General features: G+C 40.8%; 15 protein-coding genes. 5 read left to right on the top strand and 10 right to left on the bottom strand.

Annotated features, from left to right (window positions below):
- Nucleotides 1–6 precede the first annotated feature (6 nt).
- The 4 genes from SD427_RS08010 (at nt 7) to SD427_RS07995 (ending at nt 1813) form a co-directional block, all read left to right on the top strand.
- Entirely contained in the window at nt 7–414 is a 408-nt protein-coding gene (locus SD427_RS08010) for a hypothetical protein (RefSeq protein WP_320560753.1), read from the top strand.
- A gap of 99 nt (nt 415–513) precedes the next feature.
- On the top strand, nt 514–819 hold the full coding sequence (locus SD427_RS08005; RefSeq protein ID WP_320560752.1) for a DUF2695 domain-containing protein: 306 nt from the start codon (nt 514–516) through the stop codon (nt 817–819).
- 68 nt (nt 820–887) lie between these two features.
- Nucleotides 888–1406 (top strand): hypothetical protein, encoded by a 519-nt coding sequence (locus SD427_RS08000; RefSeq protein WP_320560751.1) that lies wholly within the window; start codon nt 888–890, stop codon nt 1404–1406.
- A gap of 65 nt (nt 1407–1471) precedes the next feature.
- Nucleotides 1472–1813, top strand: coding sequence for a hypothetical protein (locus SD427_RS07995; RefSeq protein ID WP_320560750.1), 342 nt, complete (start codon nt 1472–1474; stop codon nt 1811–1813).
- 497 nt (nt 1814–2310) lie between these two features.
- Here SD427_RS07995 and SD427_RS07990 read toward each other — a convergent pair whose 3' ends face one another.
- Both SD427_RS07990 and gcvP read right to left on the bottom strand, forming a co-directional pair.
- Nucleotides 2311–5313 (bottom strand): LamG-like jellyroll fold domain-containing protein, encoded by a 3003-nt coding sequence (locus tag SD427_RS07990; RefSeq protein WP_320560749.1) that lies wholly within the window; start codon nt 5311–5313, stop codon nt 2311–2313.
- Between the two features lie 968 nt (nt 5314–6281).
- Nucleotides 6282–9140: an aminomethyl-transferring glycine dehydrogenase gene (gcvP, locus tag SD427_RS07985; RefSeq protein ID WP_320560748.1), complete on the bottom strand. Its 2859-nt coding sequence runs from the start codon at nt 9138–9140 to the stop codon at nt 6282–6284.
- Between the two features lie 356 nt (nt 9141–9496).
- Between gcvP and SD427_RS07980 the strand changes: the two genes are divergently transcribed.
- Nucleotides 9497–9652 carry a hypothetical protein gene (locus SD427_RS07980; RefSeq protein WP_320560747.1) on the top strand — a complete coding sequence of 52 codons (156 nt, stop codon included), beginning with the start codon at nt 9497–9499 and terminating at the stop codon, nt 9650–9652.
- Here the strand turns inward: SD427_RS07980 and SD427_RS07975 are convergent, their stop codons facing one another.
- The 8 genes from SD427_RS07975 to SD427_RS07940 all read right to left on the bottom strand — a co-directional run bounded on the left by SD427_RS07975 (nt 9653) and on the right by SD427_RS07940 (nt 14480).
- Nucleotides 9653–10300, bottom strand: a complete 648-nt coding sequence (locus tag SD427_RS07975; RefSeq protein WP_320560746.1) for a J domain-containing protein — start codon at nt 10298–10300, stop codon at nt 9653–9655. It lies immediately after the preceding gene.
- Nucleotides 10301–10479: 179 nt separating this feature from the next.
- The gene (locus SD427_RS07970; protein ID WP_320560745.1) at nt 10480–10749 is read right to left on the bottom strand and encodes a hypothetical protein; all 270 of its coding nucleotides are present in this window, start codon (nt 10747–10749) and stop codon (nt 10480–10482) included.
- An 83-nt stretch (nt 10750–10832) separates the two neighbouring features.
- On the bottom strand, nt 10833–11180 hold the full coding sequence (locus SD427_RS07965; protein WP_320560744.1) for a hypothetical protein: 348 nt from the start codon (nt 11178–11180) through the stop codon (nt 10833–10835).
- Nucleotides 11181–11190: 10 nt separating this feature from the next.
- Nucleotides 11191–11745 (bottom strand): sigma-70 family RNA polymerase sigma factor, encoded by a 555-nt coding sequence (locus tag SD427_RS07960; protein WP_320560743.1) that lies wholly within the window; start codon nt 11743–11745, stop codon nt 11191–11193.
- A 344-nt stretch (nt 11746–12089) separates the two neighbouring features.
- Entirely contained in the window at nt 12090–12548 is a 459-nt protein-coding gene (locus SD427_RS07955) for a DoxX family protein (protein WP_320560742.1), read from the bottom strand.
- Between the two features lie 120 nt (nt 12549–12668).
- Nucleotides 12669–13112 carry an SRPBCC domain-containing protein gene (locus SD427_RS07950; protein ID WP_320560741.1) on the bottom strand — a complete coding sequence of 148 codons (444 nt, stop codon included), beginning with the start codon at nt 13110–13112 and terminating at the stop codon, nt 12669–12671.
- A 28-nt stretch (nt 13113–13140) separates the two neighbouring features.
- Nucleotides 13141–13569, bottom strand: coding sequence for an SRPBCC domain-containing protein (locus SD427_RS07945; protein ID WP_320560740.1), 429 nt, complete (start codon nt 13567–13569; stop codon nt 13141–13143).
- Between the two features lie 77 nt (nt 13570–13646).
- Complete coding sequence (locus SD427_RS07940; RefSeq protein WP_320560739.1) at nt 13647–14480, bottom strand: SDR family oxidoreductase; 834 nt, start codon at nt 14478–14480, stop codon at nt 13647–13649.
- Nucleotides 14481–14538 lie beyond the last annotated feature (58 nt).

Genomic DNA, 14538 nt, shown 5'->3' with positions numbered 1-14538 from the left:
ATCATTATGAAATATATTCTTATTAAAAATCAGGAAGAAAAGGAAAATCGTTTATTGGATAATATCGCGGAGTTCCTTTGGGATTCCGGTCATGAGGTGAATGTTGCAGACGACACTGAAGCTTGTTTTGAAAATAAAAAATTTCATATCCATTACGACTGCCACGTTTTGATTATTGAAAACCATGATGCAGACAGGTGTATTTTAGATGTGTACCGGTCTGTTTTCAGGAATTTTGATTCCTGTAAAAAGGCCGGCAGTATTCTTATTTTTTCAACCACCGGCGTCTATACAGATGCCATTCCCTACCCTCATAAGATTTTTGACTATAAAAATTTAAATCGGGAATCATTACAGCTTTTTTTTCAGTGGTGCAGAGAAATCAATCTCTTCATTAAAACTGAAACCAGATAGCGCAGATTTGAAATCAATAATCAATAACATTTAATAGTTTCTGAAAAGTTCCGGTATTATTATTATTATCTTTAAATCAAAGTTCTATTTTTATCCATTATGCCCGACAAAGACGAAACCGAACGACGCAGAGACATCAAAAGACAACTTAGAAAAAAAGCAAATCTTGAATTTGAACAGAGTCTTCCCGTTTCCCGCGAAATTTTTAAAAATATCTTTGATTTTATTGATGCGCATCTTTCTGAAGAAGGATGTGATGACGCACTAAAATTAACCCGGAAATTTCTGGAAGAAAATCAGATTATAAATACGGATGAAGTGGTCAGCTGGCTCCAAAATAATGGCGGATATTGTGATTGTGAAGTTCTTTATAATGTTGAAGAACAGTTTGAAAATACAATCTGACAGGGAAGATTAAGTTTTGCTAATTTTAAAATATCAGATGATAGATGAACTATTAAAATAGATAATTAATGGAATACAATTATTTTTACGGAGCCATTTTGATCGATCGCGATTATGAAAATTCTAAAAATTTCATTGCTCAAAAAATGACAGCGAAAGAATACTGTTATTTTCATCCCAATATATTTTCTTTAGGTGAACCTGAATATCCTTACTATTATGAAAATATGCTGATTTCATTCGGAAGAACGGCAAAGTACTTTTGTGATGATGTTTATGAACTTAAAGCATTTTTACGTGAGTTTGAAGATATCCTGTCTAACCTGGATTTTGAAACGGCACAAATAAAGGTTGAAGCAAGCTATGCGGAGTACAAATTATTCTGGATTAATAAACAAAAACTGAAAAGCAGCGATAAAGATTCTTTACATGATACATTTAAAGAAGAACAAATAAGATATTACGAAACAGAAAATCTTTATTTCGGCTTTGGAGAAGTTGATTTGTTTTCAGGATACACTGATAAATATGAGGAAGAGAAGCTATCGGATTTCGACAGGAAATATCCAGGTTTCATTTATCCTTAGATAAGTATTTAACTAATATCATCCTGTATTTGCTATTTTAGCAGAATATATCCAAACTTTACCTAATGACAGTAGAAGAAATTACAGAATTGGCTCAAACAGAAAAGATACTCTTAAAATCCGAACTTGATGATAAACTTTTTGCACTGAAAGCTCTTAAATTCAGTATTTTAGAATGTATACTATATGTCAGAGTAAATCAAAACTGTTCTTTACAGAAAGCCCGGACAACCGTATTAGAGTCTGATGCCTGGAAGGACAAAAAAGATGAATTCATCATCCACCAACAGCAGCAGACGGAAGAATTTCTTGAAGCAGCAAAAAATGAGATTAATGAAATCCGGCAAACTTTTTCTGATACAGAAAATGAAATTACCGTTTCATTTAACTCAAGAAAACAATTATAGTATAATTGAAAACCAACACAGATAGCGCGGATTTGCAATCCGTGCTTCCTCAAACAATTCCTCTGTTTTTTTCATCTATCCCAATACAAAACCGTTATGAACCCTTAGAGCACATATCGCACAAGATCATAACGAGTCAGATACTAGATCTGAAATAATAGATTACCCGATACACTCCGCTTTGCTTTGTTGCCCGAAATAACGTTACACCACTGTTGCACCTTCCGTCAGTTCGAGTGTTTTTCGTAATGAAATGAAGAAAAATGTATTGAGAACCGATGAATAACAGACTTCTCTATACACTCCGCTTTACTTTTTTGCCCGAAATAACGTTACACCATTGTTATATCTCCGTCAGTTCAAGTGTTTTTCGTAATGAAATGAAGAAAATGTATCGGAACCGATATTACTAAACAAAACAGAAAATCCTTTCAAACAATTGAAAGGATCTTCTTTTGAAAAATATGAATGAATTAGTGGTATCCTTATGATAAGGTTTACTGAATGACAATTTTAAAATTACTGTTCAACCGGTCTCCCGAAACATTCAGGATATAATTTCCAGATGCTTTTCTGCCGGCCATATTCAGGTTGAAAGTTCCGGTTCCGTCAGCGTTCAGCTTTTCCCTGATGATTACTTTTCCGTACATATCCATCACCGTTGCCGTTAAGCTGGATTTTTTATATTCAGGAAGCTTAATAAAGAGCTGGTCTTTTACAGGATTCGGATATACGGTTCCTGCATTTTTACTGATGCTCAGTTCTGCATTAGCCAAAACCGCCTGATTGTACAGCGCTGATATTTCCGTGGTAGACAAGGCGTAATTATACATTTTCAGTTCATCAAACGCACCTTTATACGGAGCGGGCGTATTGGTAGCTGATAAAAATTCAAGTTCACCGATGTTTCCGATCACCAGGTCACTGGCTTCACCGATTCCGGTAACTGCAGTTTCGTCACCTTCAGAGCTTAACACACCGTTGGTGTAGATTCTCATTTTATGCGTTGTCACGTCTCTCTGGATTATCACATGCACCCAGTTATTGGTAAAATAATTCGCAATCGGGGAAGTGATTTCCTTTTTCGTAACATCATCATCGATGGCAAACCGCAGCTGGCCGCCTTTGATTTCTACATTAAACCGTTTACCGGTGGCTCCCGTCGTAGTATTTTTTGTAAAAGAACCTTTACACAACACATATAAGCTGGTGGCCGAAGACGTTGGAATCATGCTTTGCGGAGCCTTCATCCAATAGGAAACGGTAAAAGAATGGGTATTAAACAGAATCTGGTCCTGATGCGGGATACTCGCAATGTACGGTGTATTCGGTGAAGTGGACAGGTCCAGGGCATTGTTTTCTTTTCCGGCTACCCTTACATTGGCATTGTCGTAGGCTACATTTAAAGTCCCGTTATTGCCATACGGTGTTACGTCGGCAATCTGTTCACCGGATAAAGGCGCTTCTGTGAAAGGCCAGTTCCCGACAAGGCTTGGCGTCAGGGCACGGAAGCTCCAGACATCTCCCGTTACGGAACCGAGCGCATTGGAAGCATCTACCCTCCAATAGTAATTGGTTGCCGTATTTAGACTGTTAACCTGATAAGACGGCGTGGCAGAATAAGGTACAGTAGCCACATTGGTTAAATTCTGTGGACTTGTCCCGAAATAAACCGAATAGCTTGTTGTATTGGCACTGCCGTTCCATTTTAAAATGAAACTGCCGCTGTTCAGCTGTACATCATTAAATCCGTTGGCCGGAACCGGATTTGTCGGCTTTACCGGTGCAGACGCAACCGGCGGTGTCGTTACCATTGCATTTGACGTATAGACCGAAGCATCTGCAGCATTGGTTGCTTTCACCCTGTAATAATATGGGGTGTTCGGGGTTAGGCCTGTTTCATTATAGCTTGTTGTATTCGCAGGCAGTGTGGCAATAACCGTAAAAGCGGTTCCGTTGGAAGAACGCTCCAGAACATAATTGGTTTCATTAGAAGCATTATCATTCCAGTTCACCGTTAAAGAACTGGCCGCCGGGCTTCCAGCCGTCAATGCACTGGTGAAATTCAGATTGGTAGGCGGAATGATAAAATCAGGGGCAGCCGTATTGGGCAGGCTGTTGATGTATACTTCAATATTCAGATACGGAGCATAAGCTGTGCTTACTGCCAAAGCATCGGCAACATTGGGATTCAGCCCGTTGGCGGTTTCCCATGCATCGGGCATCCCGTCATTATCCGTGTCCGAAGGAGCCGGCGCGCCGTAGATATGACCTGCCCCGCCGTTGGTAAACCCGAACTGGGTAGTTAAATCTGATTGTACATACACATACGTAGCGGTTGTCCCTTTCGACATCAGATCTGAAACCATCAGGTTATCCACTTGGTCACGTCTCGGATACGATGCCCCGACGCCTGCCACAATATTATCGTAGGCAGACTGGGCCGTTACTGTTGTATTTTTCATAGGATAATCATACGGAGCCGACATGATGGATGCCACGTCTCCTACAGGATATCCGGTTAAATTCTGAGGAACCAAAGCCCCGTCTAAAGTCCCGTTTTTATTATTGTCGAAATAATTTCCGGAACCGTATAAATTGAAATTGGCATTCCCCACACTGAAAGGCGTGGTCACGGCAGGGTTCGTATTCGGTCCGCCGATGAAATAATTATTGATGATATTTGCATACGACGCCCCTGCAGAATCTCCACCCATGATGTAGGCTTCCCCGGACTGCGTGTGGCCGTAAGTATTCCCGTAATTCCCCCAGTTGTAAACCACATTGTTCACAAACTCGTTGATGCCTTTGATTTTATTGTTTCGGGTTTTATTGCAGATGTACAAATTCCCGATCAGGCTGATCTTTCCTCCCGGTGGCGGCTGCATCAGCCCTCCCGCAGAGTGGTTGTGTCGGTGCATTCCCTGTCCGATAATTGAATTCTGGATGGTGATGTTATCAGGGCTCGTCCCGTTGCTATCCCAGTTCACCGAGAATACTTCGTCAGTTCCCCACGTAAACGTCATGTGGTCCAGAATGATATTGGCGCCGTTGGCAATTCCTGAAGCATCCTGGTTTTGGGATGTCCCGCCGTAACGGATCCGCATGAATCTGGCAATGGTATTGTTGGCTCCGGTAAAGGATACCCTCGGTCCCAGGAACAGGATGCCTTCTCCGGGAGCGGTCTGTCCGGCGATCGTTGTATTGGCAGCCACCGCAACAACGGACTGTAAGTTGACAATTCCTCCCACCTTAAAGATCACGAACCGGCCAGGCTGGCTCACTGCATCACGGAACGAGCCCGGCCCGCTGTCATTAAGATTGGTAACCAAGTAGATCTGAGGATTGGCAGCACCTCTTGCACCTGTGGTATACCGGCCAAAACCGGTAGCTTCCGGAAAGGCCAGTGTCTGGGCATCCAAATCAAAAGCGGATAAGGTCAATCCACAAAGCAATAAAGATTTAAGTGTTTGTTTAAAAAGTAAAGATCTGTCTTTCATAAAGATTAATTTTGTGTTAACCAATCTACCCACAAACACAAATACCGGCATCCTGTTGCATCCTGCCAATGTTTTATGTGTTAAATGATTGAAATAAAATAGAACGATAAAAGGAAACTGTGTTTCTTTAGTTTGGGTGCTTTTCGCAGTAAAGCAGAGAAAAATGTATCGGAAAGCGTTGAATTCCCAAATAAGTAGTTTCAATAAATCAAAGCCTATTAATCACTAACTTCTCGATACGATTTTTTCAAAATCTACTCGAAGTGACGATGTATAACGTTTGCCTTTAATCGGTCGCATCGTCACTTCGAGTGTTTTTCTAAGCAATGCGAAGAAAAATGTATCGAGAACCGGTGAGCTTACTACAAAATTATCTCAAAGTCTATCAATCACTAACTTCTCGATACACTTTTTTCAAAAGCTACTCGAAGTGACGATGTACAAAGTTTGTCTTTAATCGGTCGCATCGTAAGTTCGAGTGTTTTCCGCAGCAAAGCAGAGAAAAATGTATCGGAAAGCGTTGAATTTCCAAATAAGTATTTTTCAATAAATCAAGCCTATTAATAATTAACTTCTTGATACGATTTTTTCAAAATCTACTCGAAGCGACGATGTACAAAATTTGCTTTTAATCGGTCGCAACGTCAGTTCGAGTGTTTTTTGCAGCAAAGCGGAGAAAAATGTATCGAGAACCGGTGAGCTTACTACAAAATTATCTCAAAGTCTATCAATCACTAACTTCTCGATACACTTTTTTCAAAAGCTACTCGAAGTGACGATGTACAAAATTTGCCTTTAATCGGTCGCATCGTCACTTCGGGTGTTTTTCTAAGCAAAGAGGAGAAAAATGTATCGGGAACCGGTGAACTTTTAAACAAATATTTCCTACTCCATTAAGCTTATTAATTAACACAACAAAAAATCCCTTTCAAAACTGAAAGGGATTCATTATTTATATAAACTTTTAATTACATATACGCTTCAATCGGCTCACAGGTACAAACCAGGTTTCGGTCTCCGTAGGCTTCATCAACCCTTGCAACGGTAGCAAAGAATTTGTGGTCTCTTACCCAATGTAAAGGATAGGCTGCTTTTTCCCTGCTGTATGGCTTATCCCATGAATCTGAAATCACCAATTGTTCCGTGTGAGGTGCATTTTTCAGTACGTTGTTGGCCTGATCGGCTTCTCCGTTGGCAATCTCATCGATTTCATGTTTGATCGCGATCAACGCTTCTGCAAAACGGTCGATTTCAGATTTGCTTTCAGATTCTGTCGGCTCGATCATTAAGGTACCGGCAACCGGGAAGGAAACCGTCGGTGCGTGGAATCCGTAGTCCATCAGTCTTTTCGCCACATCAGCCACTTCAATGCCTAATGTTTTGAACTGTCTGAAATCTACGATACATTCGTGCGCTACCCTGCCTTCTGCATTGGAATACAAAATAGGGAAATGCTCCGCTAAAATTTCTTTTAAATAGTTCGCATTTAAAATGGCATGTTCAGTCGCTTTCTTTAAACCTGAAGTTCCCAACATTTTGATGTAAGCGTAAGAAATATTCAGGATCAGCCCGGAACCGTAAGGTGCAGCAGAAATACCTTCAATGGCATCTTTACTTCCGATTCTGATGTTCGCATTGGAAGGTAAGAAAGGAACCAGGTGTTTCGCTACACAGATCGGGCCTACGCCGGGACCTCCGCCTCCGTGAGGAATGGCGAATGTTTTGTGAAGGTTCAGGTGGCAAACGTCTGCCCCGATATTCCCCGGACTTGTGTATCCTACCTGGGCGTTCATGTTCGCACCGTCCATATATACCTGTCCGCCGTGCTCGTGGATCAGGCTGGTGATTTCTTTGATATTGGCATCGAAGAATCCGTACGTTGACGGATATGTGATCATTACGGCAGACAGATTCTCAGAATGCTGTTCTGTTTTGGCCTTTAAATCTTCGAAATCGATTTCCCCGCTTTCAAGGTTTTTTACCACTACGATTTTCATTCCTGCCATGGCGGCAGAAGCCGGGTTGGTTCCGTGCGCCGACTGAGGGATCAACACCACATTCCTGTGGCCTTCTCCTCTTGAGATATGATATTCCCTGATTACCATCAGGCCTGCATATTCTCCCTGCGCTCCGGAATTAGGCTGAAGGGAAGTCCCTGCAAAACCTGTGATTTCAGATAAATCTTTTTCAAGCTCAGCAATCATTTCCTGGTAACCTCCTGCCTGGTCTACCGGTACAAACGGGTGGATGGCTCCCCAGTTGTCCCATGAAAGAGGCAGCATCTGCGTCGCTGCATTAAGCTTCATCGTACAAGATCCCAAAGAAATCATGGAATGGGTTAGTGATAAATCTTTTCTTTCAAGACGCTTGATGTAACGCATCAGTTCCGTCTCCGTATGGTATTTGTTGAATACTTCTTCCGTAAGGATTTCGTCTTTCCTTAAATTTTCTTCCGGAATGCTGTAGCCTTCTTTTATTTCTAATTTGAAGGTCTGCTTGTCTTTAAACTGGGCAAAAGATGCCATCAGATAATTCAGCTTATCCAGGGTGGTGCTTTCATTGATTGCGATGCTTACTACGCCTTCCGTGAAATAGTTCAGGTTCAGCTTGTGATCCAGCATCATTCTCATCAGCCTCCCTTTATCTTCTTCACTGATCGTGAATTTTACAGTATCAAAGATAGGCTCTTCCACGATTTGGTACCCTAATGCTTTAAGACCGTTTTTCAACGCATTTGCTTTGAAATGGATCTGGTCAGCGATATAATTTAACCCTTTCGGGCCGTGATAAACGGCATACATTCCCGCCATCACTGCTAAAAGAACCTGGGCTGTACAGATGTTGGATGTTGCCCTTTCTCTTTTGATGTGCTGCTCTCTGGTCTGCAAAGCCATTCTCAGGGCACGTTTTCCGTACATATCCTGGGAAACCCCGATGATTCTTCCGGGAATATCCCTTTTGTAATCTTCCTTACAGGAGAAAAATGCCGCGTGAGGACCGCCATAACCCAACGGAATCCCGAATCTCTGCGTTGTTCCTACAGCACAGTCGGCACCCATGGATGCAGGCGATTTTAATTTCACCAGCGCCATCGGGTCACACGCTACCACAACCTGAAGATCTGATTTTTTATATTCAGTAATATCTTCCGTATAATCTAAAACGATCCCGTTTTTACCCGGGTACTGTAATAAAACTCCGTAATAAGAACCATCCAGTGTGTGGGTTTTATGGTCACCTTCCACAATTTCAATCTCCAGTCCTTCCGCTTTTGTTTTCAAGACGGAAACGGTCTGAGGCATCACCAGATCTGAAACGAAGAACTTGTTCGCTCCCGCTTTTTTCTGGTCTTTGGTCCTGTTGTTGAAGAACATGTGCATGGCTTCTGCCGCCGCAGTGGATTCATCCAGCAATGAAGCATTGGCCAGTGCAAAACCGGTAAGGTCACACACCACAGTCTGGAAATTAAGAAGTGCTTCCAGCCTTCCCTGTGCAATCTCTGCCTGGTAAGGGGTATAGGCCGTATACCAGCTCGGGTTTTCAAAGATATTTCTCTGAATTGCGGACGGCAATAAGGTATTGTGGTATCCAAACCCGATATAGCTTGTATAATCGGTGTTTTTAGATGCCAGTTCCTTGGAATGGATCAGCATTTCATATTCCGAGAGCGGTTCTGAGATTTTAAGATCCTTTTCCAAACGGATGGAGGAAGGAATGGTCTGAGAAATAAGCTCTTCGATGCTTGAAACGCCTACTTTTTCCAGCATCGCCTGTTTATCGGCTTCATTCAGGGAAATGTGACGGCTTACAAACTGTTCTGTATTCATTTTTTATATTAGATTTTATTGTAAAAAAGATGCGTAAAATTACGGTTTTTTAGAAAATTGCACAAGTAATTTAAGAACGCGGATATTTCAGGAAAAGTATTCTGAAGATTTTAAAATTAACAGGTATTTATTGGCATTATCAATAATATAACAGTTAATATTTACTTTTATAATCAAATTACTTCAGATGTAATTTTTAAGAAGTTTATAAAAGTACGGCAGCAATCGTCATTATTTTCTGTTTTTCACCGGCTTTTAGCAAGGAATATAAAGCCTTCTTAAACCTTTAATAATCAGGACAAATAATTTATGTTAATTTATTATCTGTATTTATTCTAAATTAATATATTTGCAGTATGAATATGATCGTCCCTTTCAAAGTTCCGCCTTTGGCACCTGCATTTACCATCAGTAATGAAGAAATCTATTTCGGCGAAAAGAAATCCTGCTGCAAGAAGTTCAAAAAAGGAAAAAGATGCAAAAAGTGCCCGGGAAATAAGAAAATTTCTTGATCAGCTGAAACTTGTTATCAGGAAGTACAGCGCAATCGCAAGGATCAGGATTCCCCATATGAGCATGACTATCTTAGGCATGCCTCTCCGGTTGACCACTGTCCTGGGCTGTGGCCTGAATAGTTCTTCCACACCGTCTTTAAATTTATCGGCATCGGTATCAAAAACTTCAGTAATCGTGATGCCCTGAACGGCCGTTTTATGCAGTAATGAATTAGTCGCATGAAGAAGGACCTGGAACTTCCCGTCCTTGAATTCAGTAATTTTAAAAATCCGCTCTCCATACTGTTTCTCCAGTCCAAATGGCAATACTTTTACCACATCTGCATTCTGGGTCTGCCAGGTAATAATGATCTCCTCCCCTTTCTTGGCATGTACTTTATTTGCCGTAAATGTCTTTATGGAAGGCGGAACGGTATACCTGAAACTTTTCTGGTGGCTTTCCAGGTTCTGGTCATAAGAATACCTCCTGCCTTTATCATTCAGGGTTTCGTAGGCCTCCTGGATTTCCCGGAACCGGTCTGCAAAAAAATCATCATTTTCATTTTTGTCAGGATGGTATTTCAGGGAAAGTTTCCGATAGGCTTTTTTGATGTCTTCTTCTGAAGCATCATGAGAAATCCCGAGAAAGTAGTAGTAATCTTTCATTGAACGCTACAAAAATAAGGATTTTATTTTTTTCATGCATCAATACAGTTGATTTTGTCATGATGAGATTAGCGTGAATACCGCAATTACCGGTATTTTACAGCCAGATTTAAAAAGTCCGGTCCGGGAAGCTAAGCTTCCCGGACCGGACAAACAATTTCAATTAAATACTTTTTATATTATGCTTCAGCAGTACGTTCTTTCCTGCCTTCTCTTGCGCAGCATTTAGAAGCGAATTCTTTCCTGAACTTTCCTTTCAGTTCGCGGTATTGTTCTTCATCCATTTCCCTGATTTTATCTGCCAGGCCAAAAGGAGATTTTTCCCTTATTCCGTACTCTTCAAAAATACCTTTTACAAATCTTTTTCTCTGTATTGCTTTTTTAGCGATCAACGCTGCGCCTGCAACGGCCAGTGCTCCCAGAGCACCTTTTAATACTGAATTTTTCATTTTTCTAAATTTTAAATTTTACTACTTCTTTTTATATAGACGAATACATTGTTGTTTTACTTTACTACTTCTTAAAATTTCAATTATTCGTCAGTTCTCCTGTTTTTGCTGAAAAAGCCGTTTTCACATCTGCTCTTCCAGACTTCCTTGAATTTTTCTTTTTCTTCATCAGACATGCCTTCCATCTTATGCCTCATATGTTTCTCCTTCATATCGCGCATCCCACGGTCAAATTTCCCGTGAAAACCTCCGAAAAGAATTTTACTCAATACCAGAATTCCCATGGCCTGCCAGTAATTAATGGTTTTTACACCGATAATCTCAGGGAGAATGCAGTTCCAGAGCCACATTACAATCAGTGCAACGGCAAGGAAAATCAACGGCGGACATAGAATTAAAAGTGCCCAGCTTTTTTTATATTTATTGTTCATGATATTTTTTCTAATTATTTAAATCCTGGTATAGTTGTCTCAGTCGGTTTCTCAAATGTTTCACGGCATAATTTTTCCTGCTGATGATCGTTTTGATATTCTCACCCTGCTCGTCGGCAATTTCCTGGAGGGTCTTGTCATTCAGCTCATTTTCAACATATGCCAGCCGCTGCTTTTCGGGAAGCTCATCCAGGGCCTCGAAAAGTTTTTTCCAGATTTCGTCCTGAAACATTTTTATCTCCGGCCCAGCACTGTCATCCAGAAGCAGAATATCTTTTATTGAAAAAGTGCCGTCCTCATCTTCGTACACGAAATCCTCAAGATTCTCGGTTTTCTTTTTCCGGTATTTGTCCGTGATCTTATTGGCTGTTACCCGGTACAGCCATCCGCCGACATTGACGATCTCGGACAGATTGGTAATACTGCTGAACTGGTACCACACCTCCTGTAAAATATCTTCCGCATCTTCCGTATTCCTCACCTTCGGACGGATATAAGACATCAGCTTTCCTCCGTACTTTGAAACGGTCTGTGAGATGATACTTTCCTTCTCTTTCTGTGGCATTGTTATTTTTTCGACAACCTCCATATGGCTATGACGGCTGGTATTTTTATTTTACTTTAATAAATTTAAAATATTTTTCGGGAAGTGAGGAATTTCTTTTATTTATCGTGGGTTGACAAAAAATATTTATTTTGAAAATTTAGTGAACTGTTGTTGAAATTTCTTATGCAAATTAACAGACCACCCCATCAAAAATTCTTTGAATTTTTGCCACCCCTCCGAGGGAGGGGAACTTAAATATAATGAGTCAGTTTTGAGTTGAATACTTTTTATCAATTAACTGAATTAAAAAACGGAAAGCAAAAACTTTCCGTTGATATGATAGATCATATAAATTCAATACATTAATTCAGGTATATTCCGAAATACCAGGTCCACGCAATCAGGATTATCTGTATCGGGATTCTTTCCTTATAGAGATAGCCCATTCCGGGGCCGGTATAGTCTGCTTTAAAAATATTGACTTTCTTTTTTGAAGACCGGATATTGGCTACAAAAACCAGGACATAGAATATCAGCAGTAAAAAAGCAGTAAGTTCACGTATGGAAGGAATCATCAGTCCGATCCCGGCTGCAATTTCAATAATGCCGGTGAAATAAACCCAGAACAGTTTGCCCGGGATAAAATCAGGGATCATCATCGCCATTCCCTTCTGGAATTTAAAATGCGCCAATCCGGTAAATATGATAAAAACAGCCATTCCCAGATTTCCGGAAAATAAAAAATTCCAGTCGCCCTGAAATATTTTAGTCCCCAGTAGAGCCAGAATGAATGTGGCAAAAAGAATCGTTAACAGTTTCATCGTATTTTATTTCGCAGGGTAAACAGATTATCAAGCCTCCCAGTTACAGTTTTAAAATTAAATAAAAATCTGCACTTTCCGTTGAGTCTACTGAGAATAAACTATTCAGCTCCTTTCAATTTAAATGCCTTCTGCAAGCTTTGTGATCATTTCCAGGCCCTTGGTAAATCCGGCATCCATATCTTCACGCCGGTCTTTATCAACCTGTACCTCAACATGCAGTTTTGTCCGGCCTTCAAAATCAATCAGGATGTATTTTTCAAAAAATCCGCTCCATTCCATTATTTCCCTGCTTCGGGTATCTTCATTACCATCTTTATCTACGGTCCCCAGATGCTTGAAAATAATATGATCAGGCTCATCTAAGGTATCGATTGTTGAAACAAGCCCCTCACCTTCGGCATTCAGAAAATAAGTTTTTCCTCCGACCTGCCAGTCTGATTTTATCACGGATCCGTGCCCGAAAAACTGTGTCCACTGCGCATAGGTTTCGGGGTTCCAGATGACGTCCCATATTTTCTGCTTCGGGGCATTAATGACTCTTTCATAAGATAAAGTCTCCATATTGTATATTTTTGATTTGTTTGAGAGATTACAACTGATTCTCTGAAAGGTTTTTAATGATCATCAATGCATTAGGAAATTTTTCTTCATAAAAACTTTTAAATTCCTCACTGGTCTGGATTTCTACCATCAATCCGGTTCCCTCTTCGTTTTCTTCCAGAATATAAGCTTCAGTAGGCTCACCCCAGTCACGCGGTGTTTCAATCCCTTCAAAAATTTCTCCAAGATGAAGAAGCTTGAGTAATTTATGCGGGATATTTTTTTCTACCCGGCTGTATATTCCGTTGTTATGGGAATCAAAAAATTTCATTGTGCTTCCTTCTTCCAATGTTCCCTGATAAAATGATCCTTCTTTAAAAGCAGTTGTCCACTGCCTGTAAGAAATGTCATCCCACAATACGCTCCAGACTTTTGCAGGTTCTGCATTGATCTCTATCTCAAAATGTAATTTTTCCATTGTCGTGTAAAGTAAAGTTAGTAAAGCCTGCTTATCATTAAAAACAGACTTTATGATGTTCAAATTTTAAAGTTAATTTATCCGCCTACAAAATCACCTCCGTTGATATGAATGACTTCTCCGGTAATAAAGCTTGAATCTTCCGATGCCAGAAAGACATAAGCCGGTGCCACTTCAGACGGCTGGCCTGCACGTTTCAGGGCTGTATCTTTTCCAAAAGCGGAAAGGTCATCAAACGTTTCTTTTACCAAAGGCGTCCATATGGGTCCGGGAGCTACGCCGTTTACCAGAATTTTCCGTTCTGCGAGATTGGTAGAAAGGGAGCGCATAAATGACAATACAGCCCCTTTTGTAGCAGCATAATCAATAAGGTGGTCACTTCCGCGGTAGGCCGTTACAGAAGTGGTACAAATGATCCTTCCGCCTTCATTGATCATCGGCAGCAAATCCCTTGTCAGGGAAATCATTGAAATGATATTGGTATTGAATGTTTCCAGAATCTGCTCGTCTGAAATTTCTTCCAGCGTATCTTTTGAAGTATGGATACCGGCGTTGTTCACGAGAATATCCAGTTTCCCCCATTCCTTTTCTATCTGTCCGCAACATTCGGCCCGAAATTCTTTTCTACCCAGATCTCCTTTGATAAGGATACAGCTGCGGCCTTCTTTTTCCACCATTTTCCGGGTTTCTCCGGCATCATCATCGCTTTCTCTGTAAACAATGGCGATATCTGCTCCTTCCCTGGCAAAATGAACGGCAACCGCCTGTCCGATTCCGCTGTCGCCGCCGGTAATCAAAGCTTTTTTTCCGTTAAGCTTCTTACTTCCGCGATAGCTTTCACGGATAATTTCCGGCAATATGCCTTCATTCGGAACTTCTGATTTCGAGTCTGACTTGTTCTGTGTATTCATATGCAAATCTTTTTTCTACACTATATCAAACAGTACGCCGAAACAGTGCATACAGAGA

Origin of the sequence: Chryseobacterium sp. JJR-5R (assembly GCF_034047335.1) — a bacterium.
GTDB lineage: Bacteria > Bacteroidota > Bacteroidia > Flavobacteriales > Weeksellaceae > Chryseobacterium.
Note: the sequence above shows the minus strand (reverse complement) of the source record. Positions and strands in the feature narration are given on the sequence as shown.